At 44.5% G+C, this 25,254-nt stretch carries 18 protein-coding genes and 1 pseudogene; 14 read left to right on the plus strand and 5 right to left on the minus strand.

The window, feature by feature from the left end:
* The first annotated feature begins 223 nt into the window (after positions 1-223).
* From xdhA to RDQ32_RS04510, 5 genes are all read left to right on the plus strand, one after another.
* Entirely contained in the window at positions 224-2,671 is a 2,448-nt protein-coding gene (gene xdhA, locus RDQ32_RS04490) for a xanthine dehydrogenase subunit XdhA (RefSeq protein ID WP_007157740.1), read from the plus strand.
* 153 nt (positions 2,672-2,824) lie between these two features.
* On the plus strand, positions 2,825-3,715 hold the full coding sequence (xdhB, locus tag RDQ32_RS04495; RefSeq protein WP_007157739.1) for a xanthine dehydrogenase subunit XdhB: 891 nt from the start codon (positions 2,825-2,827) through the stop codon (positions 3,713-3,715).
* Positions 3,708-4,190 carry a xanthine dehydrogenase subunit XdhC gene (gene xdhC / locus RDQ32_RS04500; RefSeq protein ID WP_308579272.1) on the plus strand — a complete coding sequence of 161 codons (483 nt, stop codon included), beginning with the start codon at positions 3,708-3,710 and terminating at the stop codon, positions 4,188-4,190. Before xdhB ends, xdhC begins: the two co-directional genes overlap by 8 nt.
* Before the next feature lie 370 nt (positions 4,191-4,560).
* Complete coding sequence (xdh, locus tag RDQ32_RS04505; RefSeq protein ID WP_308579282.1) at positions 4,561-7,143, plus strand: selenium-dependent xanthine dehydrogenase; 2,583 nt, start codon at positions 4,561-4,563, stop codon at positions 7,141-7,143.
* A 375-nt stretch (positions 7,144-7,518) separates the two neighbouring features.
* On the plus strand, positions 7,519-8,622 hold the full coding sequence (locus tag RDQ32_RS04510) for a glycosyltransferase family 2 protein (RefSeq protein ID WP_308579273.1): 1,104 nt from the start codon (positions 7,519-7,521) through the stop codon (positions 8,620-8,622).
* A gap of 6 nt (positions 8,623-8,628) precedes the next feature.
* Here the strand turns inward: RDQ32_RS04510 and RDQ32_RS04515 are convergent, their stop codons facing one another.
* Complete coding sequence (locus RDQ32_RS04515) at positions 8,629-9,195, minus strand: CD3073 family putative ECF transporter S component (RefSeq protein ID WP_308579274.1); 567 nt, start codon at positions 9,193-9,195, stop codon at positions 8,629-8,631.
* 127 nt (positions 9,196-9,322) lie between these two features.
* Positions 9,323-9,883: a CD3072 family TudS-related putative desulfidase gene (locus RDQ32_RS04520; protein WP_330700280.1), complete on the minus strand. Its 561-nt coding sequence runs from the start codon at positions 9,881-9,883 to the stop codon at positions 9,323-9,325.
* Between the two features lie 669 nt (positions 9,884-10,552).
* Between RDQ32_RS04520 and RDQ32_RS04525 the strand changes: the two genes are divergently transcribed.
* From RDQ32_RS04525 to RDQ32_RS04550, 6 genes are all read left to right on the plus strand, one after another.
* The gene (locus tag RDQ32_RS04525) at positions 10,553-11,419 is read left to right on the plus strand and encodes an FctA domain-containing protein (protein ID WP_308579276.1); all 867 of its coding nucleotides are present in this window, start codon (positions 10,553-10,555) and stop codon (positions 11,417-11,419) included.
* A gap of 723 nt (positions 11,420-12,142) precedes the next feature.
* Complete coding sequence (lon, locus tag RDQ32_RS04530; RefSeq protein ID WP_308579283.1) at positions 12,143-14,458, plus strand: endopeptidase La; 2,316 nt, start codon at positions 12,143-12,145, stop codon at positions 14,456-14,458.
* Positions 14,459-14,655: 197 nt separating this feature from the next.
* On the plus strand, positions 14,656-15,204 hold the full coding sequence (locus RDQ32_RS04535; protein WP_308579277.1) for an ECF transporter S component: 549 nt from the start codon (positions 14,656-14,658) through the stop codon (positions 15,202-15,204).
* A 177-nt stretch (positions 15,205-15,381) separates the two neighbouring features.
* Entirely contained in the window at positions 15,382-15,927 is a 546-nt protein-coding gene (locus RDQ32_RS04540) for a LemA family protein (protein WP_308579278.1), read from the plus strand.
* 179 nt (positions 15,928-16,106) lie between these two features.
* Positions 16,107-17,015, plus strand: coding sequence for a DUF3137 domain-containing protein (locus tag RDQ32_RS04545; RefSeq protein WP_308579279.1), 909 nt, complete (start codon positions 16,107-16,109; stop codon positions 17,013-17,015).
* A gap of 97 nt (positions 17,016-17,112) precedes the next feature.
* Complete coding sequence (locus tag RDQ32_RS04550) at positions 17,113-18,063, plus strand: DUF3137 domain-containing protein (RefSeq protein WP_007157726.1); 951 nt, start codon at positions 17,113-17,115, stop codon at positions 18,061-18,063.
* A gap of 358 nt (positions 18,064-18,421) precedes the next feature.
* On the opposite strand, the gene RDQ32_RS04555 is transcribed toward RDQ32_RS04550, so the two are convergent.
* From RDQ32_RS04555 to RDQ32_RS04565, 3 genes are all read right to left on the minus strand, one after another.
* Positions 18,422-19,420, minus strand: coding sequence for a kinase (locus tag RDQ32_RS04555; RefSeq protein WP_007157725.1), 999 nt, complete (start codon positions 19,418-19,420; stop codon positions 18,422-18,424).
* A 126-nt stretch (positions 19,421-19,546) separates the two neighbouring features.
* Entirely contained in the window at positions 19,547-20,659 is a 1,113-nt protein-coding gene (locus RDQ32_RS04560; protein WP_007157724.1) for a cation diffusion facilitator family transporter, read from the minus strand.
* Positions 20,660-20,744: 85 nt separating this feature from the next.
* Positions 20,745-22,124 (minus strand): DUF1576 domain-containing protein, encoded by a 1,380-nt coding sequence (locus RDQ32_RS04565; protein WP_308579280.1) that lies wholly within the window; start codon positions 22,122-22,124, stop codon positions 20,745-20,747.
* Positions 22,125-22,420: 296 nt separating this feature from the next.
* Here RDQ32_RS04565 and rpmE point away from each other — a divergent pair, with 296 nt between their 5' ends.
* From rpmE to prmC, 3 genes and pseudogenes are all read left to right on the plus strand, one after another.
* Entirely contained in the window at positions 22,421-22,627 is a 207-nt protein-coding gene (rpmE, locus tag RDQ32_RS04570; RefSeq protein WP_040649303.1) for a 50S ribosomal protein L31, read from the plus strand.
* Between the two features lie 254 nt (positions 22,628-22,881).
* A pseudogene (locus RDQ32_RS04575) lies at positions 22,882-23,952 on the plus strand (DUF1385 domain-containing protein); the annotation flags it as partial.
* The gene (prmC, locus tag RDQ32_RS04580; RefSeq protein WP_308579281.1) at positions 23,952-25,004 is read left to right on the plus strand and encodes a peptide chain release factor N(5)-glutamine methyltransferase; all 1,053 of its coding nucleotides are present in this window, start codon (positions 23,952-23,954) and stop codon (positions 25,002-25,004) included. The pseudogene RDQ32_RS04575 and the gene prmC, both read left to right, overlap by 1 nt.
* Positions 25,005-25,254: the final 250 nt, after the last annotated feature.

Below are 25,254 nucleotides of genomic sequence, written 5' to 3' on the forward strand. Positions count from 1 at the left end.
AAGCTGTAATGGAAGGGATTTTTGCCAGTCAGTACAAAATTTTAGATTATCAAAAAAATTTTTTTGTTAAATTTATGACAGAAGCACCAAAAAAGCTTGGCAAAAACTGTGAATAGACTCCAGAAATGGGTGATTTTATACTTAGACAAAGCCATTCCGGAGGAAGAAGGCCTTGTATTTTCGTAATCAATGGATGCATTTGCAAACAGTCAGGAGGGTTTCCATGCGTGCAGTAGGGAAAGATAAGATTCGTGTTGATGCCTATGGAAAAGTCACAGGCGAAGCAAAGTATACTGCGGACTTAGAGCCGAAGAATATTTTGCACGGTAAGGTTTACCATTCCACCATCGGAAATGGTTTGGTAAAGAGCATTGATACCAGTGAGGCGGAGAAGGTACCGGGAGTCGTAAAGATTCTTACCTGCTTTGATGTGCCGGATATTCAATTCCCCACAGCAGGACACCCCTGGTCTGTAGAGAAAGCCCACCAGGATATCTGTGACAGAAAGCTTCTGAATCAGAGAGTCCGGATTTATGGAGATGATATTGCCTGCGTCATTGCGGAAAATGAAGTGGCCTGTGACCAGGCTCTTCGCCTTTTAAAGGTGGAGTACGAAGAATATCCTGTGATGACCACCGTGGAGGAGGCATTGGCGGAAGGAGCTCAGGCGCTTCACCCGGATCTTCGTAAGGACAATGTTATCGTTCATAGCCACATGACCATGGGAGAGAAGGATTATACCTTTGAGGAAGGTCTTAAGAAGGCCAAGGAAGAGTACGGAGAGGAAAACATCGTCACCCACGAGCAAGTGTATGATACGCCGAAGATTTCTCACTGCCATATCGAGCTTCCTGTATCCTTTGCCTATGTGGATGTCAATGATAAGATTACCATTGTCTGCTCCACCCAGATTCCCCATATCGTTCGTTTATATACCGCTATGGCGCTTGGGGTTCCTGCAGGAAGAGTTCGTATTATTAAACCCTATATCGGCGGCGGCTTCGGTAACAAGCAGGACGTATTGTATGAGCCGTTAAATGCTTACATGTCCATGCAGGTGGGAGGAAGACCGGTGCGCTTGGAGATTTCCCGTGAGGAAACCATTTACGGCACCAGAACCAGACATCAGATTACCGGACATACCAAGGCTGTGGTAACAAAGGACGGACAGATTCTTAGCAGAAAGATGGAAGCCTTTGCCAACAACGGAGGTTACGCTTCCCATGGCCACGCCATCTGTGCAAACTGCGGAAATGTCTTCAAAGAATTATATATTGATAAGATCGGTACAGAGGTAGACTGCTGGACTGTTTATACCAACGCGCCTACAGCAGGTGCTATGAGAGGATACGGTATTCCCCAGTCTGTATGGATTACCGAGTGCTTAATCGATGATTTAGCAAGAAAAATCGGAATGGATCCTCTGGAGATTCGTTTAAAGAACTGTATTCCTGCAGGATTTAAGGATCCGCACAATGGCATTACCTTCCACTCCTATGGATTAAAAGAGGCTATGTTAAAGGGGGCGGAGCTTGCCAAGTGGAAGGAGAAGAGAGCGGAGTACGATAAGCCTCAAAGCGGAGACAAGAGAAGAGGTATCGGTATGGCGATTTTCTGCTATAAGACCGGTGTTCATCCTATCGCTTTAGAGACTGCTGCGGCTCGTATGGTATTGAATCAGGACGGTTCCTGCCAGCTCTTTATGGGAGCTACGGAAATCGGACAGGGTGCGGATACCGTATTTACCCAGATGGCAGCAGAAGCCTCCGGTATTCGCTACGAGGAGGTCTATATCGGATCTACCCAGGATACAGACACCTCCCCCTTCGATACAGGAGCTTACGCTTCCCGCCAGACCTATGTTTCCGGTATGGCTTGTAAGAAGGTGGCAGAGGAGTTTAAGGATCGTATCTTAGACTATGCGGAATATATGTTAAACAATGCGGTACAGGATTTCTCCAAAACCGTATATGTTGAAGAGGTTAGCGCTGCGGCAAAGAAGATTCGAGAGCTTCTTTCCGTTTCCGAAGAGACAGAGATTTCCAAGGATTCCTTAGATTTGGTGGATTCTCAGATTGTGGAAAAGAAGAGCGGAAACCCATTACTTCCCCTTGCTATTTTGGCAGACACCGCGTTCTATTCTTTGGATAAGTCCGTGCATATTGCGGCGGAATGTACCAACCACTGTAAGAGCAATACCTTCTCCTCCGGTGTGTGCTATGCCGAGGTGGAAGTGGATATGCCCTTAGGTTTGGTGGAGATTTTACGAATCGTGGAAGTGCATGATTCCGGAATCATTATTAACCATGATACCGCAAGGGGTCAGGTTCACGGCGGAATGGCACAGAGCCTTGGCTTCGGTTTATCCGAGGATTTACTGGTAGATCCGAAGACCGGAAAGGTATTAAATGCCAACCTCTTAGACTTTAAGATTCCTACCGCTATGGACGTTCCCGATCTGGAAGTGGATTTTGTAGAGCTGGAGGACCCCACCGGCCCCTACGGTAATAAGTCCTTAGGAGAGCCTCCTGTTATTGCAGCGGCTCCTGCAGTAAGAAACGCTATCTTACAGGCTACCGGCGTTGCCATGAATGTGGCGCCGATGACCAGCCAGAGACTCACAGATGCCTTCCGCGAGGCAGGATTAATTAAGACAATCTCTGTAGACTAAGGAGGAAAGCGATAGGGAGGGCTTCCTCCCTATGCCGGTTTCTTCTCAAGATTGTATAGAACATAGAGGACAGGGGCTCCTGTTTTAAGCGGGATTCCCGTCCGTAAAACACAAGAGTGATATTTATCTTATGGTAAAGGAGAGGATAAAGACATGTTTGATTTACAGGGATTTCATGAAGCAAAGGATGTAGCGGATGCGGTGCAGGCCTTAACTGCCAATCCCAATGCGGAAATCATTTCCGGCGGAACCGATGTATTGATTCGTGTTCGTGAGGGAAAGGATGCGGGGAAAGTGCTGGTATCAATTAAAAATATTGAAGAAATAAAGGGCGTAAAGCTTTTGGACAACGGAGACCTTTTCATTGGAGCAGGAACCTGCTTTACCCATTTGACCAATGACCCTCTGGTACAAAAGCATATCCCCATGCTGGGAGAGGCCGTGGACACCGTTGGAGGTCCCCAGATTCGAAATATGGGAACCATCGGCGGAAACATCTGTAACGGAGCAACCTCCGCAGACTCTGCAGCAGGCATGCAGGTTTTAAATGCCATTGTTTGCCTGACAGGCCCCAATGGGGAGAGAAGAGTTCCGATTTCCGAGTTTTATACCGGCCCGGGAAAGACTGTCCGGGAGCAAAATGAAGTTTGTACCGGCTTCTTAATCAAGAAAGAAGATTACGAAGGCTTCAGCGGAAAATACATTAAGTACGGAAAGAGAAAGGCAATGGAGATTGCCACTCTGGGCTGTGCGGTAATGGTAAAGCTGGACAAAGAGAAGAAGCATATTGAAGAAGTAAGACTGGGCTACGGTGTAGCGGCTCCTACGCCCATTCGTTGTCCGAAGGCGGAGGAAAGCCTGAAGGGTGCGGCTTGCACCGATACGGAAAGAATTGAGAACTATGTAAATATCGCCTTAACAGAGGTTCGTCCCAGAAGCTCTTGGAGAGCTTCCAAGGAGTTCCGTTTACAGGTGATTTCAGAGTTGGCAAAGCGTGCTTTAAAGGAAGCCATTGTTTTACAAGGAGGACAGATCAATGCTTAAAATTATTCATTTTAAGGTGAATGGAAGAGATGTGGAACTGGCTGTAGATGAGAGAGAGTCTCTCCTGGATGCCTTGAGAGTGCGTCTTGACTTAACTTCTGTAAAGAAGGGCTGTGAGGTAGGAGAGTGCGGAGCTTGTACCGTTTTGGTAAACGGAGAGGCAGTGGACAGCTGTATCTACCTGGCTATGTGGGCAGACGGAAAGTCCGTTCTTACCGTAGAAGGTCTTAAGGGGCCAAACGGAGAGTTAAATCCGGTTCAGACCGCATTCATCGAAGAAGCAGCGGTGCAGTGCGGCTTCTGTACTCCCGGACTGATTCTTACCGCTGTGGAGATTGTGGGAACAGGAAAGGACTATACCAGAGACGAGTTAAGAAAGCTCATTTCCGGACATTTATGCCGTTGTACAGGTTATGAAAATATTTTAAATGCCGTAGAAAGAGTAGTGAAGGAAAATCTTCAGAAAGCAAACTAAAAAATATTTTGGTTTTGCCTAAAAATTTGTTAGGCAAATCGCACAAAAGTTTTTACTCTCTTTTGGAAAAAAGGGAAGTCTTTGCGGTGAGGGTGGTAACTCTCACCGCTTTCGTTTATAATCATATTGTTAATTTGTAAACGACATAATTATTTTTTAGATTACAGGAGCGACCTAAAAAATAAAGAGATATCCTGCAGGGGTACAGATTGCGATAAGCAAGCGAAGGCTTTTCAAAACAATGAAAAGCTTAGTCGATAAGAAAAGGAAACATTCCTTTATCTGCATTGGCTTAGGAGAGAGTAAAAAGGGAAGAGGATACCTTCGTCGTTAAATTGAGTTTAGGAAGTAGGAGATGCTTATGGAAGAGATGGATGTATTTCGTTTTATTGTAAACGGAAAAGAGGTGGAAACAAAGGAAGATAAGCCTTTGCTTCGTTTTCTTCGTGACGATTTAAAGTGCAAGTCCGTAAAAGACGGTTGTAGTGAAGGAGCCTGCGGTACCTGTACCATTTTGATTGATGGAAAGGCTGTACGTTCCTGTATTTTGTCCACCAAAAAGGCAGTGGGAAAGAACATTGTTACCGTTGAGGGACTGAGCCTTCAGGAGAAGGAAGCCTATGTCTATGCCTTTGGACGTGCCGGCTCCGTACAGTGCGGATTCTGTATTCCCGGTATGGTGATGAGCGCCAAGGCTTTAATTGACGTGAACCCGAATCCCACAGAAGAGGACATTAAGAAAGCCATCCGTTCCAACATTTGCAGATGCACAGGCTATAAGAAGATTATTGAAGGAATTGCGCTTGCCGCAAAGGTACTTCGGGGCGAAGAAAAGATTCAGTCCGATCTGGAGACCGGAGAAGACTTCGAGGTTGGACAGTCCGCCTTCCGTGTGGATGTTCGAGAGAAGGTTCTGGGAACCGGAGAATATCCTGATGACGTGGAAATGGAAAACATGGTTTACGGTGGGGCTGTTCGTACAGAGTATCCGAGAGCCAAGATTTTGAAGATTAATACAGAGGCGGCGGAGAGCCTTCCCGGTGTTCTTGCTATCTTAAAGGCTGAAGATGTTCCCAACAACAAGGTGGGACATATTCAGCAGGACTGGGATGTTATGATTGCTGAAGGCGACACTACCCGTTGCATCGGAGACGCCCTTTGCTTAATCGTTGCAGAGACTCCTTCTATTTTAGAGGCTGCTAAGAAGCTGGTGAAGGTGGAGTACGAAGTGCTGGAACCGGTAAGAAGTATTGCAGAGGCTAAGGCGGAAAATGCTCCTAAGCTTCATCCTAACGGAAATCTTTGCCAGCAAAGACACGTAACCCGTGGAGATGCCAAGGCGGCCATTGCGGGAGCAAAGTATGTAGTAACCGACAGCTTTAAGACCCCCTTTACCGAGCATGCCTTCATGGAGCCGGAGTGCGCCATTGCCTTCCCTTATAAGGACGGCGTGAAGGTTTATACCAGTGACCAGGGTGTATATGACACCAGAAAAGAAATTTCCATCATGATGGGCTGGGATCCTTCCAGAATCGTGGTAGAGAACAAGCTGGTAGGCGGCGGATTCGGCGGTAAGGAAGACGTTTCCGTACAGCATATTGCCGTGCTGATGGCTTTAAAGGTGGGAAGACCGGTAAAGGTAAAGTTTACCCGTCAGGAATCCATCAACTTCCACCCCAAGCGTCATGCCATGGAGGGTACCTTTACTCTGGCTTGTGATGAAAACGGTATTTTCCAGGGCTTGGATTGTGAAATCTACTTCGATACCGGAGCTTATGCATCCCTTTGCGGACCGGTACTGGAGAGAGCTTGTACGCACTCTGTAGGTCCTTACACCTATCAGAATACCAATATCTATGGATACGGTTATTACACCAATAACCCGCCTGCAGGAGCATTCCGCGGATTCGGTGTGTGTCAAAGTGAGTATGCATTGGAAATGTTGATTGATAAGCTGGCTGAGAAGGTAGGCATCAGCCCCTGGGAAATTCGTTTCCGTAATGCCATCGAGCCGGGAAAGGTTCTTCCCAACGGACAGATTGCGGACTCATCTACAGCCCTTAAGGAAACCTTATTGGCTATAAAGGACATCTACGAAGCCAACAAGGGTAGAGCAGGTCTTGCCTGTGCCATGAAGAATGCCGGTGTAGGTGTAGGTCTTCCGGATAAGGGAAGAGCCAGAGCGGTTATTAAGAACGGCGTGGTAGAGTTGTATACTGCGGCTTCCGATATCGGACAGGGCTGCCGTACCGTATTTATGCAGATGATGCACGAAAGTACCGGTCTACCGGTGGAGAAGATTGATCTTTCCAAGGGATCCACAGAGGATTCTCCGGACTCCGGAACTACTTCCGGATCCCGTCAGACTCTGATTACCGGTGAGGCGGTAAAGGGAATTGCCTTAGAGATTAAGGGAGATTTGGACAAGGTAGGCGGAGACCTTTCCGCATTGGAAGGAAAAGAATACTTCTTCGAGTTCTTTGATCCCACAGATAAGCTTGGCGCTGACCTCCCCAACCCCAAGTCTCACGTGGCCTATGCCTTTGCAACCAATCTGGTACTCTTGGATGAGCAGGGACAGGTAACGGATGTGTATGCTGCCCATGACTCCGGAAAGGTTGTAAACCCGGTTGCGATTCAAGGACAGATTGAAGGTGGAGTATTGATGGGAATGGGCTATGCCTTAACTGAGGACTTCCCCTTAAAGGATTGCGTACCCACTGCTAAGCTTGGAACCTTGGGACTGCTTCGTGCAAACCAGATTCCGAATATTCACGCCATCTATGTAGAAAGAGATACTCCTATCCCATTTGCATACGGCGCTAAGGGTATCGGAGAGATTGCCAGCATTCCTATTGCTCCGGCCATTGCCAATGCTTATTATGCCTTTGACCATGAGTTCAGAACTAAGCTTCCTATGGACAATACATTCTATAGAAAGAAGAAGGCATAACCCGGAATAGCAAAAATATAAGCTCATGAAGAAGGGACTATAAAAATCAAAAAAAATAGATTTTCGGCAATATAGGTCTAAATGAGGGGGTAGTCTGAGCCCGTCGGTACTTGCGAAAAACAAGCAAAACGCAGTTTTTCGCTTAGTATCCGCTACGAGGCGAAGCTAGCGAGAGCGTGCCCCAAATTTAGACCTATATTGTTTAGAAAACTATTTTGATTTTTACAGTCCCTTCTTATAATTAAAGGAAAACCCCGAGGTTAGGGAAAAAACCTGGATTATGGGAAAAAGCTTCCGAATAACGGTAGAAATAAAATTAATTTTTTGTTAAAATAGGAGCATTATGAATCTTACCGCAATGCCAAAGGAGTAAAAATGGATAAGGAAGCATTGAAGAAAAGAATATTTGCAGAAGGAGAAAAGGCTAAGGGCGGTGTAAACCGCTTTCTGGAGGAAGAAAAGCAGGAGCTGTCGCATGAACCGGAACGGAAGGTAGAACAGCCACAAGCTATCCTTCAGAACTCGGAAAAATCCGGCCTTTCCTTTAAAGCGCGAAAAGCCAGAAGGTGCAGATTTTTTAAGACAGCAAAGGAAAAAACAGAGGCATTTATCGAAAAAGCCACCGCTCATGCAGAGGAAAGAGGCGTAAGAGGGCTTCCGGAAAGAAAGTTTATTGCTTTAAAGAAGAGAAAGAAGGTGTTGCATGCCTTTGTCATTCCCTGCTATGGAGAATCCTCTTATCTGGAAGCATGCATTCAATCTCTTTTAAAGCAAAAAAATCCATCTCCTATTTATCTTTGCACCGCAACTCCCAATGCATTTTTAAAGAGGATTTCCAGAGAATATCGTTTGCCCTTGTTTGTTCGAAACGGAGAGCCCTCTTTGGCAAGGGATTGGAATTTTGCTTTGGAGGTAGGCAGAAAGAGAGCAAAACTGGTGACCATTGCCCATCAGGACGATTTGTATCATGAAGATTACACTAAGGCTGTGGAGCATGCCTATTCCCTCTATCCGGATGCCAGCTTGATTTTTACTGCGGTGCAGGACATTGACGGTATGGGACAGAAGCTGCCGAATGTTACCGAGAAAGTGAAAAGAATCCTACGACTTCCCTATCATTTTACCCATCATACGGAAAAGAGTCTCTGGAAAAAGCTTCCCCTGCTTTTTGGCAACAGCATCTCCTGCCCCAGCTGTACCTATGTGACAGCACATTGCAGAAGATTATTATTCAAAAATGACTATCGTTTTATTACGGATTGGGATGCCTTCCTGCATTTGGCGGATAAAGAGGGGCGTTTCCTCTATATTAAGAAGGCTTTGCTTTCCTATCGAAGACACGAAGAGGCGGAAACCAGAAAGCAAATGAAGAACAAAAACCGCCTAAAGGAAGAAAAGGAACAATTCAGGAAGCTTCACGGCAAGTTTTTGGGAGGTCTTTTGGCGAAGATTTACAGCCTGTCCGGAAAATGGGCGTAACTTCTTTTAGGCCAAGCTGAGGCTTCGTTTCATAGCTTGTCTTTGTAAGAGGAGGGACACCAGTACGCAGGACAGCAATTTATCCACCAAGTTTCCACTGACTGCTCCAAGGTAAACGGAGGTAAAGAGCTCTTGACCGGATTGCTTTAAGGCCATAATCACCAAGTCTGTTCCGGATCCGGTCAGTCCTCCGAAGAGGAAGATACGAATGGGAGCTCCAACCATTGGGCATAAAATGGCTAAAAGCAGTCCTGCAAGGATTGCCTTGGGAAGGCTGAAGCCCTTCTTTCCGGCTTTACTGATCAGGGCTACCACGACTGCAACCACTACATTAACCAAGGCAAAGGGGATTGCGCTGGGGCTGGCTGTAAAGCCCATCAAAAGGTTGGTGGCCACACCGGTAAGAACGCCATAGCCCATACCGTAGCATGCCGCAATGAAAATGGTGCCGATGGTATCCATAAAAAGAAGGGGTATCTTTAGCATGCTGACAAAATCTCCAAAAACCACATTTACCACCACTGCAAGTGCACAAATCAACAAAATCTTCGTATTTTTATTTAGCTTATTCATTATTCTCTCCTTCATTTTCTTTCTATTCTGCTTTTTTTATCTTATCTCCATTACTTATTTCTGCTTTCTCTTCTACCTGCTATCCCTGTTCTTAATACATGGATTTTTGTACAGTTTCATTTCGTTACTATTTCTTGCTTTTCTTTTTATTGCCGTTTCTCTGCGTTTTATCCATAGTTTCCTGCTTTTCCTCTAAAAAGGAAACAAAGTAGGCTCTAAGTTCTTCCCATTTTCCGTCCTTCTCCTCTTCGTCATAAAATACCGGCACTTCGAAACAGGCCTGTGTCCAGTTTCTTCTTTCCATTTCTTCCATGTATTTTTCCATTAGAATTCCTGGGGGAGAGGAAAGAGAACAGCTGGGGCTTTCCTGAATCCCTAAAACACCAAGATAGCCATAACCGTTTTTCTGATACTCCTCCAACTGCCAAAAAACAGGCTCTAAAATCCTTCGGCAATGTTCGGCATAGCCTTCCGTCTTCTCATACTCAGCCTTATTCATTGAAGGACGATTGCTTCCCAGATACAAGAATTCCGGACAGGGAAGCTGAATTATGCCTATTCCCCTCTTTAGAATTTCTTCGACCAGGGGAAAGGCGCCTTTTGCACGCTCCAAGCCATGCACCACAGCATTTTGATTCAAAACACAGTGACTGACTACAATGATTTTCTTTAATGGATAAATAGCTATATCCTCCTTATAAACATTTTTATTCTAAATGCTTTTCCAATCTGTATGTTTTTAAAACCCTCTTCTTTAGCTTGAAAGAAAAGGGATATAAAAAAAGAAAGATGAATTATAAAGCATATTAGAGATGAAATATCAGAGATGCCAAACAGCATAGGTCTAAAACGGGGGCAATCTGAGCCCGCCGGTACTTAGTGAAAGCGAGAAATAAGTGTTTTTAACAAATAATTATTTTCCACATGATACTATCAAGATTAAAAATATTTGTCCAATTTTAAAACATAATAGAAGGCATTGATTATTTAAAATGACTATAATTATAAAGGAATTGTAAAATTCTTAAAAAGCTCAGCGAGGGAGCATCTTCCGGAAAAAGAGAAAAAGCAAAATATTATTAAAAAGCTTATATATAATTGCAAAATGTGCCGATAATATAATTACTTATCAGAATATTGTGAAGATAAGGGTTAAAAGAACTGCCAGGGAAGGCAGGCCGTAGAGAGAGTAAGAAGGACTAAGCTTAGCGGTAAAGAAGAAAGTAATTTAGGAAGAAAGTCGCTTAGAAAGAAAGTCTCTTAGAAAGAAAGTCTCTTAGAAAGAAAGTCTCTTAGAAAGAAAGTCTCTAATGAAGTAAGTCAGTAAAGTAGGAGGAAAGGAAAGAGGAAAGAAAGCATGAAGGGAAAAAAGAGAATACAATTTATCGGTTTTTTTCTCTGCCTTTTGTTGGGGAATTCGTTGTTTGTTCCGAAGAGCTATGCCGCCGTTGCTCCGGTAAAAGTGGAGATTCCGGTGAACTTGTATGCCGCGGGAGATTCATTCCCGGAGGAAGAATTTACGGTGGAGCTGGAACCGGTGATATCCGGTTCTAATTTGGTGCCGGATGAGAAAGAGATTCATCTCACTTTAGGCGCAGGAAAAACAAAGGAGGAGAAACGTTTTGCCCCCGTTTCCTTTTCGGAGGAGGGAATCTATCAGTACGATATTCGCCAGAAAAAGGGTGATACGGAATATATGACCTATGACGATAGGGAGTATCTGGTTTCCGTAAAAGTGGAATTGCAAAACAAGGATAGTGCGGGAAATCCAAGACCTGCCTATCTCACTGCGGTATTGATTGTAACGGATCGAAATGATCCTCTAAAGCAGGATATGAAAAGAGGGGAAATTGCCTTTCACAACCGTTATGACAAGCCGAAGCCTCCGGAGCCGGAAACGCCGCCGGAGACAGTGCCGCCGGAGCCAACTCCTCCGAATCCGAATACCCCGCCCGGACCGGGTAGGCCTCCCGGGGAAAGCGGCAAGCCCCCCGCTCCCATAGTGAGCCATGATCCCGGAGTTTTAGGGGTAAAGAAGCTGGAAATTTTTAATCCGATAGTGGAGATTCCGAAGATTTGTACCAAGATTTATCGTACGGCCAGAAATGTTGCCACCGGAGATGAAAGCGGAATGTTTTTCTTCGGCGTGTCCTTCAGCCTTTCCCTTTTTGGCATCAGCCTATATTTTTATAAGAGAAGAGGAAAGGATTTATCTTCCGAATAAGCGATAGGAAGAAAGTAAGGAGAGAAGCTTCCGAATAAATATTAGGAAGAAAAGTAAGGGATTTATCTTCCGACTATGCCTCGTAAAGAGCTAAAAAACAGTCTAAATCGAAAGAATTTCTAAAGACCTTGACACCCTCTTAGGAGGGTGTTATTCTTTGAAAAGATTTAGCACTCGAAAATGATGATTGCTAACAAATGAGAAAAAACGTAAAGGAATGAGGAAGAAGAGAAGAAGCTTTTTCCTTGTTTCAGAAGGGATATGTATATGAGTATGCAAGATATTTTGGAACAAATCCGTTCCCTTTTAAAAAAGAAGAAAAGGGGGCGGATTTCTGCCATTTCTCGGGATATTCCTCAGGATATGCTAAAAAAGCAAAATTCTAAACAGGGAAATGAAATACAAAGCCCCCAGGGTCAAAGCTCTGAAGTACAAAGCTTTTCAGACCAAAAATCCGGCGAGCAAAATAGGGAAGGCCGGGAAGCTGCATTAGGAAGCTCTTCGGAGAAAGCTGCCGAAGGACAGGAGGGACAAAAGCTCCATGAACAAGAGGCGGATGCACGAATGACGGCTCAAAATGCTGCCGGAGGGAATACAGTAACGGTTCAAGCTGTAGCGGAAGATTCGACAGCGGAAAAAAACACGGCCGGGCAGAGTACAGAGGGGCAAAATAGTATAGAGCGGACGAAAAATAATATGACAGAGTATAGAGGAGGAAAAATGATGCGGGTAATTCCAGTTTATAATATGATGGTTCTTCCCCATTCCTACATTTATTTTCAGGTACAAAGCTTTAAAAATATTGCAGGACAGGAAATCAGACAGGACGACCATGTATTACTGGCTGTTTTAAAGGAAGACAGCTTTAATACCAAGGATTTAAGGAAGGAAGAGTTCCACTCCGTTGCGGTAGAGGGAAGCGTTACGGAAATCAGCGGAGACGGCTATGTGGTGGTTCGTACAGGACAGAGAGTGAAAATTCTGGAGCTGACTCAAAAAGAAGGGGAGCCCCTGCTGTTGGAAACTGCCCCATTAAGGGATATTGAGGACTTGGATCGGGAAGATTCCGACAGAAAGCTAAAGGAAATCAAGGCGGAATTAAAGACTTTGGTGGACCGTTTTAGGGCGGGAAGCATTATGCAAACCATGATAGACCAGTACGGCTCTATCCAAGAGGTAGCTTGCATTCTTTCCCCCTGGCTTAGTTTGAAAAATGAAGAACGCTACCAGGTTTTGAAGGAGGACAGACTTTCCGTTCGTACCAAGATGCTGGAGCAGATTCTTTATGAATATGTAGAGGTCACCAAGGTTACCTCCGATGCTAGAAATCAGCAGCAGGAGGACTACCAGAAGCTCTATAAGGAGCAGGCTTTACAGAAGCAAATCGACTATTTGCAAAAAGAACTGGATGAGATGCACCCGGAGAAGGTTTCCGATTTAAGAAAGCTGGAGCTTAAGATTGAAGAATCCGGCATGAATGAGATTGCCAAGAAGGAAGCCTCTAAGATTTTAAATCGTTTGAAAAATGAAGGTACCAACGGTCAAGAGGCAGGTATGCTTTATGACTACATGGACTTTGTGACAGGACTTTCCTGGAAGAAGGAAGAGCAGAAGAGCATTGACTTGGACGAGGCGGAGAAGATTCTCTCCGAAGACCACTTCGGCTTAAAGAAGGTTAAGGAAAGAATGATTCAGCAGATTGCTGTCATGAACTTAAAGAAGCAGCAGTCCGGTTCCATCCTTCTCTTTGTAGGTGCTCCCGGAACGGGAAAAACCAGTATCGGAAAGAGCATTGCCAAGGCTCTTGGCAGAAAATATGTCCGGGTAAGCTTGGGTGGCGTGCGAGATGAGGCGGATATTCGAGGCCACAGAAGAACCTATCTGGGAGCTATGCCCGGAAGAATTATGGACGGTATCCATAAGGCGGGAGTTTCCAACCCGGTTATGGTATTGGATGAGGTAGATAAGCTTTCCTCATCCTATAACGGAGATCCGGCAGCAGCCTTGCTGGAGGTTTTGGATCCGGAGCAGAACAATACCTTTACGGATCACTATATGAATGTACCTTATGATCTTTCCGATGTACTCTTCATTTGCACCGCAAACACCACGGACAGTATTCCCGCACCTCTCCTAAACCGTATGGAGGTGATTCAGTATCAGGGCTATACTCCCAGGGAGAAATTTGAAATCGGTAAACGGCACCTGATGAAGAAGGCTTTAAAGAATGTAGGACTTCAGCCGGAAAATGTGGAGCTCAGCGATGAAGCTTTGGAAAGCATCATCTCCGACTACACCAGAGAAGGCGGTGTGCGAGGACTGAAAAAGCGTTTGGATACCCTTTGCAGAATTGCCGCTGTACATTTGGTAAGAGGAAAGGGCGAGAAGATTACGGTAGGGAAAGAGGATCTTCAGGAATATCTGGATATGAATCCTCTTCATCATAGAGCTGTGGAAGAAAAGGGAATAGCCGGCGTGGTCACAGGTCTTGCTTGGACCGCAGTGGGAGGAGAAATCCTCTTTATCGAGACTCTTGCTACCAAGGGAGAGGGCAAGCTCACCATTACCGGACAGCTGGGTAATGTAATGAAGGAATCTGCCCAGATTGCCATCAGTCTGGTGAAGTCCATGTTCCCGGAGAAGGCAAGCTTCTTTAAGGAAAATGACTTGCATATCCACGTTCCTGACGGAGCAACCCCAAAGGATGGCCCATCCGCAGGAGTAACCCTCACCGTAGCCTTATCCTCCTTGGTAATCGGACAGGCGGTTTGCCCTCAGATTGCCATGACAGGAGAAGTTTCTCTGGAAGGAAAGGTAAACCCAATCGGAGGACTTCCCGAGAAGCTGATGGCTGCGGAGCGTGCAGGGGTAAAGACTGTCTTGATTCCCAAGGCAAATGTAGATGACCTTCGAGATGTACCGGAAGAGGTAAAGGATAAGCTGGAGATTCGTCCCGTGGAAAATGTGGATGAAGCTTTATCCATCTGCGGTATCGAAAAAGGAAAGGACGCTCTTACCGAAGAAAAGTCCGAAGAATAAAAATGAGGCTGTAAAAAATCTATTTTGATTTTTACAGCCTCATTTTTTTATTTTAGAGGAAGAAAAGATTAAAGACAAAATAGATAAATAATTATCAAATTGTTAATAAAAAATTATACATATTTACAAATCTGCTATTTGGAGATATAGTCCTTAGTGTTAGAAAAAACAAATTTATTCCTTGAAAGGAGCTGCACATGTCTACAACATCAGTACAGAAGCATACGAAATCCGGTTTTACTACATTGGGAATCGCAATCACGGCAGTGTTGATTGCACTATCTACTTTGCTTACGATGTTTACCAAGATTCCCGTACCCGGAATACGTGGATATTTCAATGTAGGAGATGCGGTGATTATGTTGGCGGCGCTTCTCTTGGGACGAAAAGAAGGAACGCTGGTGGGGGCTATCGGACCGGCCTTAGCAGATTTGCTTCTGGGCTATGCGGTATTTGTTCCGATTACCTTTTTGGTAAAGGGAATTGAAGGCTTTTTGGTAGCTACCGTCTACGGCAAAAAGAAAAGCTTTTCCTCCGCTCTTTTGGCGACGCTTATCGGTGGAGTGATTATTGTAGCAGGATACTTTGTAGCGGAAAGCTTCGTCTTTGATTTTGGCGTAGCCTCTGCAGGAATTTTGACCAATACCATTCAGGCGGTGATGAGTGTGTTGATTTCCATGCTTCTCTATACCGCTCTTCGGAAGATTCCTTTCATTGCGAACCTTTCCAAGCAGGTGCAAGAGTAAAGAAATTTCTTGAATTTTTCAAGTTTCTTAGTATAATAAGCAAGGAAACTATTTTTTACTGTTTTCTGCCTAGATTTAAGAAATCCACTTGAATTCTTTGGCAAAGAAGCTTTGCACGTAAGTGCCCTGACCTTAGGAAAAGAGCTTAGGGCGACCGGAAAAAAGGAGGAACTGCATATGGTTTTAGTACCCGTTATCCTTATCGTAATTGTTCTTGTTTGGTTTATCGGACAGAGCAATATGCTGAATCGTTACATGGTCATTATCGAAGAATCCAAGAAGACCGTGGATATTACCTTGGTGAAGCGGTTTGACACCATTTCGGAAATGTTAAAGGTGGCTAAGGCCTATGCCAAGCATGAGGAGAAGGTATTTACCGAGCTGGTAGCTTTGCGTCAGGGTGGAAGTATTCAGGATACTAACCGGGCGATTGCCAATCAAAATGATGTATTGGCACAGATTCGTATGGTAGGAGAGAATTATCCGGAGCTTCTATCTTCCAAGCAGTTTTTAAACCTGCAGTCCGAGATTGCCAGTGAAAATGAAGATTTGGCGGCAGCAAAGCGGATTGTCAACAGCAATGTGCGTATCATCAATCAGGCCATTGTAAGCTTCCCCACAAGCATAGTTGCAGGAATCAAGGGACTTAGAAAGGTGGATTTTCTGGAAGAAGATTTACAGGGCAAGAGAGATTTAAAGGATTTGGATTACAATATGGATTAAGGAAAGAAAAGCATTTGCTCATAAGGGGGAAATGGCTTAAAGTCCGAAATATGGCAGGCGGAAAAGTCGAGATATAGGGATTTTTCTGCCTGCTTTTCTAATCGTAAGGAAGCTATACCGGAGAGTTTGGAAGAGACGAAACAATACATGAAGACTAATGAAAGTTGGGGAGGAGAACTATGGAGGATAGCCAAGAGTTTCAAATGAAATATGAGACCATGCGGAAGAAGGTACTGGCTTTGATGAAATGGGCTGTTGTGAAGCCTTTAATGGCTCTATCCTCTTTTGCAGGATTAATGCTTCCAGGAGGAGGAACCGCGTCTGCCGTCCTTATGATAGCTCTTCCGGTCCTGATTTTCCTTTATTTTTACAAGACAAATCCCGGATTCTTTAGGGAGAAGCGAAAAAAGATTCAAGATGTTTATATGGAAGAGTTCATAGAACCTATGTTAAGGGATTGGTATCCTGATGTAACTGTTGAGGAGAAGGAAAAAATACCCTTTGAGGAAGTCAAGAAGTTCCTTCCCTCTTCTGAAGAATATACACAGAATACAGCAATACAATTTCATGATGAAAAGGATCTTAGAATACAAAATTGTTCTGCCTGGCATCAAAAATCGGGAAAGAATAGAACGTATATTCGTGATTTTTTAGGACAGGTTTTTTGTATGAATAGTCCTGTTTCCATAGAAGGAGAAGTCCGTATTGTGCCCACGGGCCGATCCAAATTCATGAATAAAGAAGTGCAACGACGTTATCCTCCTTGTGAAAGAGGGGAAAAGAAAATTGATACGGAAGATATTCAAAATAATGAGAGATACGATATTTACACTAACGATGAGATGGGCGCCAGGCGTTTCTTAACGCCGGGAAGGCTTAGGAAGTTTACGGAGCATTTTTCCGAAAGGGAAATCTCGGTTTATCTAAAGGGGAGCAAGTTGTATGTTGCTGTTAATAGCGGATATTCCCTGTTTCGCGTTTCTTTGAATAGTCTGGAATTTTGGCAAATGAACTATGAAGAGGAATGCGAAAGATTTCGTGATTCTTTAGGGGATATTAAAGATATCTGTGAGGGATTTGAAGAATAAGAAAAGATATTTAGGAAATAAAGGATAAGCGCTCGAGGAATACTTTAACAACAAAGATATAGTTTAGCAGTAGCCTTAAAGAATAGAAAGGACATTTATGTTAGGAACTTTGGAAGAGGATTTAAAGAAAATTGAGGACATGGAGGACAGTGCGGAGTTTCAAATCAAACTCCAAGCACTTCGTAAGAAAATGTTGGAAATTAAAAGGTGGTCTACAGCAAAATACCTTGTTCCGTTTTTTCTGATTCTTATGCCTCGTCTTATCGGGCGGGACAGTATGATCCTTTGCTTTATTTTGATTGGTAGCGGTCTTTTGTTTTATTATCTAAAATACCATAAGATGCCGGAGTTCTTCAGTAATATGGAAAGCCTTCAGGATGTTTATGCCAAGGATGTGCTGGAGCCGCTGTTACAGAACTTCTATCCCGACCTAACGGTGGAAAAGAAGGGAATTGCTCTGGAGGATGTAGTGAGGTTCACCCCAAAGTCTCAAAAATATCTGCAAGATACCTTTTTGTTCTTTCATGATGACAGAGGACTTCTTATAGGAAATCTGGAGTCCTATCATACAACAGGCGGAAAGCATTCCACCACGGTGTATGATTTTACAGGACAGCTGTATTGCATGAAGAGCCCGGTGGCGGTGCAGGGAGAAGTTCGCATTGTCCCTACGGATAGAGCTTTTCTTTTAAAAAATGAAGTCCAGTACAGATATCTCGGCTGCGGAAAAGGGGAGATGAAGCTGGATACGGAAGACATTCAGCACAATGAGCATTTTGACATCTATGCCACGGATGAGTTTGGAACAAGACGCTTTTTAACCCCGGAAGTGCTCAGGGTATTTTCCGAAAAATTTGCGGGACAGGAGCTTTCAATCTATATCAAAGGAGATCTGCTCTATATCGCCATTTACAGCGGCCACAAAATGTTTAGAGCCCCTTATACAGAGGCAGATATTAATAACCTCTCCTTCACGGAGGAGTATAAGAAGCTTCGGGGCTCCTTAGAGTATATCGAAGACATTTGCAAGGCCTTCGAAGAAAAATAATAGAGGGATGGAAATATTCAAGGCAATGTGATTCTATTTCATGCGTAACGGTCTAAAAAGAGGGTAATCTGAGCCCGTCAGTACTTAGTGAAAGCGAACAAAGTGAAGCTTGAACTTAGTACTGTAAGGACAGACTTTTCATCAGAAAAGTCGTCCTGATACAGACCAACTTTCGAAGGAAGTTGCTTTGCGAAGCAAAGTGAGCAGTGGTTAACATAAACCACTGCTCAGTCAAGGCGAAGTTAGCGGGAGCGTGCCCGAATTTTAGACCGTTACGGTATGAAATGTATTACCTTTATTCCATCTCTCTATTATTTTCCATCCCTCTATTTCTCCTCAAAGGCCTTACAAATGCCTCTTACTCCTCCAGACGCTCCGGAGCGTAATATAACACCTGTGTGCCGTCATTTTCAAAGGAGAAGGGCACATGAATCAAGTTCTTCATGGCTTCTAAAACCTTTCCCTGCTTTTCCTTCTCCACATAGAAGAGGAGGAAGCCGCCACCGCCGGCACCCAGCAGCTTTCCGCCTAAAGCTCCGGCCTTGCGACCCTGTTCGTAAAGGGCATCAATGCTGTCGGTACTGATGGTTTTTGCGGTCTTTCGCTTTAATTCCCAGGTCTTATGGAGAAGACGACCGAAGTCGTTTAAATCCTTGTGCTTATCCTGCAATACATCCTCTGCCTCCACCAGCAAAGACTTCATCTCGGACAAAAGACTTAGCTTGTCCTGGGGGGAGGACTTTTTATTTTCCTTCTGTACTTCGGAGGAAAAACGGGTAAAGCCGGTGAAGAAGAGCATCAGATTCTCTTCCAAGGCCTTCTTTCTATCCGGGAAAATGAGAATGGGGCTTACGGTATAGCCGTTTTGGGAAAATTCGATATGATTAAGTCCCCCAAAGGCTGCGGCAATCTGGTCCTGCCAGCCGCCGGATTCATTACAGAGTACCCTTTCCAGATAAATGGCTTCATCTGCCAGGGTTTTCTTTCCCACATACTTTCCCTTTAAGGCATGGAAGGCATGGAGCATGCCCACTGCAAAGGAAGAGCTGGTGCCAAGGCCGGAACGGGCGGGAAGATCCGCCTCGTAATTCAAACGAATCTTCTGCATATCCAACATTTTCATAGCCTCCCGGATAGCAGGGTGCTGGATTTCCTCAAGAGAAGAGACTCTTTCCGTCTTGGAGTAGGAAAGCTCGGTGCTATAGTCAAAAAAAGGAGGCAAATGCCGGACATTTACATAACAGTATTTGTCAAAGGTGGTGGAAAGCACCGCTCCGCCATGCTCCTTGAAATATTCTTCCATATCGGTGCCGCCACCGAAAAAGGACATTCGAAAGGGGGTTTTGGTAATAATCATGTTTGCTCCTTATGGAAAATTGATGTAGCTGTCAGAATGAGGGGGATAGCCCTCTTATGCACCCGCCGGGTGGCTTACAAGCTCCTACACATATTAGCCTGTAATTTTGCTTTTACAGTATAGCATTTAATCGGAAATATCCAAATCTTGGGTAATCAGAAACTGATAGCCGGGAAATTTCTCTTCCAGCTCTTTTTGGATGCCGGCAATAAGGCCATCACGGTCCTTTTCTTCGAAATCCACCACAACATCCATGTGAACCCGTTTCTTCTCTTCTTCTACATAAAAGCCATGCATCTGTAAAACATGCTCCTTGGATAAAACCAAATCATGAATTTCCTGCTGGAGCTTCAGGAGGGCTTTATTTTCCGTGTTGCGGGAGTAGATGCTGATTCCCGCCATAATCACATGGAAGTTTTTATAGATTTTCCTTTCAATCTTCCGCATTAAGGCATCCAGCTCTGCGGCGTGCATGGTATCCGCCACCTCGATATGGGCGGAGGCCAGATAGGTGTCCGGCCCATAGTTATGGAGAAAGAGATCATAGGTTCCGAAAACTCCGGGAATGGCATTGATGGTTTCTTTAATCTCCTTAGTCAAGTTGCTGTCCGCTCTTGCACCAAGAATCTGGGAAAGGGTTTCCTGTAAAAGCTCCCAGCCGGCTTTTAAGATAAAGAAGGAAATCACAACACCCACATAGGCCTCTAAGGAGATACCGGTAAAACGGAAAAAGAGGGCGGATAAAAATACGGATAAGGACAGGATGGCATCATTTCCCGCATCTTCACCACTGGCAATAAGATTTTGGGAATTTACCTTTTCACCTCTTCTTTTTACAAAACGGCTCAAGAAAAATTTGACCAAAACCGCTACAAAAATGATTACTAAGGAAATCATACTGTAGCTGGGCTCCTCCGGATGAAGGATTTTCTTTCCCGATTCAATTAAAGAAGTGAATCCGGCATAGAGCACCAAAAGACTGATGACACTGGCGGTGAGATATTCAATTCGTCCGTGCCCCAAAGGATGCTCTCTGTCCGGTGCCCTGTTGGCCAGGCGGGTTCCTACAATGGTTATGACTGAGGACAGGGCATCCGTTAGATTATTTACTGCATCCAGAGTAATGGAAATGGAGTTGGAAAGAAGTCCGACTCCTGCTTTAAAACCGGCCAAAAACAGATTGGCCAGAATACCGATGATACTGGTTTGTACAATGACTTTTTCTCTATTGTTATTCATAAAGTTACTCTATTTTATGTTTTGCAGAATTCCTTTCGCTTTCTCTCAACTGTTTTCTGCAGAAATCTCCCTTCTCTTTACTATCTTATTTCCAAAAGATGTTTTTCGGAAGCTTTACCTCCGGCTTGTCAAAAAGCTTGTCTTTAATGGCAAGCTTCTTCGCCTCTTCATCGTAAATGGCCATAGGCTTCTGTCTGTCCTTGATGGCAAGGATAATGGGCACAAGGAAAATGGCCACCACACCTCCGGCAAAGCCGTTGTTATAAAGATTTGTCCCATTATAAAGAATTCCAACATTTAAGGCAACGGAAGAATGAAGAAAACCGGCTGCAATTCCCCAGAAAATGCCGAATTCTCCTGCAATGGGAGCCAAGGTAGTCACAAGAATCAGGGTGAGGGTAGAGCTGGGATCCTGCACGGACCAAACCTTCAAGAATCCTGCAAGAATTACGCCGAAGATTACCGGTAAAATATTTCGCAGATGCTTTCCGGTGGCACTAAAGCCCACCAGACAGAAGATGGAACCGATGGTGGGACCGTTAAAGTCTCCGCCTAAAATGTAGAGAATTAAAGTCATGGCAAGACCGTTTACCCCCATGTTGAAAATGGTAGGATAGTCTCCGTATTTCTTTAAATAGTCCGGATTTCCCTGTCCGCTTTCCTTCAGGATATCCCGATAGCCAAGAATTGTTTCCTTTCGTCCAAAGAAAAGGGAAAGGAGCATCAAGACGAGAAAGAGCGCAAGCAGACTGTAGAAGCCAAAGAGCCTGTGGGTGGTATCCCAAACCAGTCGGGACTCGATTTTTACCCCGAAGGATTTCATCAGGGAAATGACGATGGTGGCGATAATACCGCAAGCGAAACCGGCATTGTAGAGGGAATAGCCCATGTGAGCGTGCTTGGTGTGGAGGGAAATGGGAACCAGAACATAACCGATGACAAGTCCCACAGCAAGCGCCAAAAGAAGCTGCAGGACATCCGGAATATTGGGAATCAGCAGAATCTGGGTGATAATCGGAGAAAGGGTGGTACCGCAAAGCCCGATATGAAGATATTTTCGGAAGGGAACCCGGTGAATTTTGGCATAAAGGGCATAGCCCAGAATTATCGCCCAGATATTTAAAAGATTCTTTCCGAAAAGAGAAAAGCCGAACATCAGGCAGGAGGCCATAATACAGCTTCCGTCAAAATTGGATTTGGCGATACAGAGTAAGCCCAGGGAAATAATGGTGAGGCATCCCGCATTGAAAAAGGCTGCGCCCACGCCGCCTACCACAAAATAGTCCGTAATCAAAATATCCGGTTGCACAATGATTTCCCGTACACCTTCAAAAATGCTCATAGGGTTTTGCTGGGTAAGACTGATGAGCATAAAATAAATAGGCACGATGGACATTAAAAGATAACGCTCCCAGTTCGGGAGAAAATGATGTAAAAGCAACTTGCTGTCTTCTGTGTTTTTCATGAAAAAATTCTGCTCCTTCACTGCCGGGGGAGGGGGATTTTCCTAGCCGATTCTCCAATATGAAACTATTAAAATAGTACAAGAAAAAGAAAAAATAAGCAATTATAAGAATTCTAAGCAATTCCGGAAGAAAGACTTGCCTTTCTGTAGACTTTGTGCTATCTTGGTACGGCTAAGGGGTACGCCCTGACAAAGTGCTATTATTTATAGATAGCACATGCATTATGAAAACCAAGGAATCCCCAAGAGGGATAGACGAACCGCATGGTTGGCAATCATGCAGAAAGAGGGAGAAAATGAGAGAAGGTATTCATCCAACTTATCACCAGGCAACCGTAACATGTAACTGTGGAAACACATTTGTAACAGGATCCACAAAGCCGGAAATTCACGTGGAAATCTGCTCCAAGTGTCATCCGTTCTACACAGGAAACCAGAAGCTGGCATCCGCTAAGGGTAGAATCGATAAGTTCAATAAGAAGTTTGGAATGCAGCAGCAGTAAAAAGCAGGGCCTCGGCCCTGTTTTTTTGTTAATCTTTATGAAAAAAGCGTGATACTTTCTTGGGAACGATTGTTCAAAGGCCGGTACTTTAGTATAATTCTTCCTATTCCGGAAAGATAATTGGTTTATTTCCCGTTGAAACTTCTGTGTGTTTTGAAAATGCTCGGAGTTTGGAAATCATCTTCAAAATAGAAAAGAAAGAATAGAAATCTTTTTGTATAGCCGGATAGTAAGAGCTTTGGAAAGGAAGAATTTTGAAAAAACAGGTATATAGCGGTATCGGCGGTCAGGCAGTGATCGAAGGCATTATGATGAAGAATAAGGAGGACTATTCCGTTGCGGTACGAAAGCCGGACGGCAGTATCGATGTGATACAGGGAGAGTATCTGTCTTTAACGGACAAATACCCTTTCTTCCGCCTTCCTTTTTTACGGGGAATTTTATCCTTTTACGATTCTATGGCACTGGGGATGAAGTGTCTTAGCCATAGTGCCAGCTTCTATGAGGATGATGAGGGAAGCGAGCCGGGAAAGTTGGAGCAGTTTTTGGATAAGCTTTTCGGAGAGAAGGTGGAACAGGTGCTTTCCGCCTTAGTGATGGTCTTTTCCTTTGCTATGGCTCTGTTTATTTTTGTGGCTTTGCCCACAATTTTGCTAAGCTTTGTGAAGAAATTTCTTCCTATTGAATCGGCTCTGGCCTTCTTGGAGGGCTTACTTCGTATTTTGATTTTTGTTTTGTATATCAAGCTGATTTCCCGGGCTAAGGATATTCGCAGGACCTTTGAATACCATGGGGCGGAGCACAAATGTATTAACTGTGTGGAGCATGGACTGGACTTGACCGTGGACAATGTGATGGCTTCCTCCAAGGAGCATAAGCGTTGCGGCACCAGCTTTATTGTCTATGTAATGATGATTTCCATCTTTTTGTTTATGTTTTTACGTTTTGACAGCCTCTATTTAAAGATCCTTTCCCGACTGCTTTTGATTCCGGTGATTGCGGGCATCAGCTATGAGGTACTTCGTCTGGTGGGAATGGTGGACAATCCCATTACCCGACTGCTCTTTATTCCCGGTATGTGGATGCAGGGCTTAACCACCAAGGAGCCGGAGCGGGACGAGGTGGAAGTGGCCATTGCGGCGGTGGAGAGGGTCTTTGACTGGAGAGCCTTTCAGAAGAAGGCCTTTCCGGAGAAGCTGATTTCAGAGCAGATGTCTTCGGGGAATGCGAATTCAGAGCAGACGGCTTCAAAACCGGCTTCGGGGAATGCGGTTTCGGAAAATATGATTTCTGAGCAGGCGGTTTCTGAGGAAGGGGAAGCGTGATGGAAGATTGGATAGCTTCCTGGGAAGGTCTGGGCTTTCCGAAGCTTAAGGAAGCAAGCTTGCAAAAAATAGAAACAACGGGGAAGAAGCTCCTTGTGGAAGCAGGGGTGGAAGAAGAGGAGGCGGCATTGGAAGTCCGCCTCCTTTTACAGGAAAGCTTTTCTCTGAATACCGCAGGCTATCTTCTTAGAAAGCAGGAGCTCTTATGCAAGGCGGACAGGGAAAACGTGGAAGCAGCCGACATTGAACAAACGGAAATATTGGGAAAGCTTCATTCCTTTTTTGAATACTTTGAAAAGCGGAGAAGACGGATTCCCTTGGCGCAAATTCTGGGAAGACAAAGCTTCTACGGACTGGATTTTTTTGTCAATGAAGATGTACTGATTCCTCGGGCAGATACAGAGTGTTTGGTGGACCTGGTCTTGGAAGACTATGCAGACTTGGCGAAGCAGGCCGGAAAAACTTATTCGGAAAAGCGAAATTCGGAGCATGTTTCGAATAAGCATGAGGATAATGTGGAAAATGAAGCAAATTCTTCTTCCTTAAATATTTTGGATCTATGCACAGGCAGCGGTTGCATCGGGATTTCTGTGGCAAAGCATTTGCCTTATCAGGAACTGCTTTTGGTGGATCTTTCGGAAAAGGCTTTGGCGGTGGCCAAAAAAAATGCGGAAAAGCATTTAGGGGAAAATGTTACGCTCTTGCAAAGTGACTTATTGACGGGGGTGCAGGGAAAGAAATTTTCCCTATTGCTCTCCAATCCTCCTTATATCGTCAGCAGGGTGATTCCGGGCTTGGATCGGGAAGTTTCGGAGTATGAGCCTAAGATGGCATTGGACGGGGGGGAGGACGGACTGGTCTTTTATCGCCGGATTGCCAAGGAGGCAAAGGCGGTTTTGCTTCCGGGAGCAAGGCTTTACCTGGAAATCGGCTACGACCAAGGAGAGAGCGTAAAAGACATTTTCCAAAAAGAAGGATATGAAGCGATGGAAGTTTTTCCGGATCTTTCCGGAAATCCCAGAGTGCTTCGAGGGATTTTCCCCGGAAAATAGTTCGTTTTTTCTACTGAAGAAAGAGTGATTTTTTATTTTTAAAAACTTAGGCTTCTTAGGGGGCATTATCGGGAGAAACAGTAGTTATTTCTTGACACGATATGCCCAATCTATTAGTATAAGGATTGCGATTTAATCTATAGATTCTTAAAGGAATCTTAAAATTGGTTTCTGGCAAAGCCATAGGCTTGCAAGAGAAAGAGAGGGTAAGATGAGCTACTTAGAGATTGAGAAGGTCATTGGAAGAGAG

This window comes from uncultured Oribacterium sp. (genome assembly GCF_902481605.1).
Taxonomy (GTDB): domain Bacteria; phylum Bacillota; class Clostridia; order Lachnospirales; family Lachnospiraceae; genus Oribacterium; species Oribacterium sinus.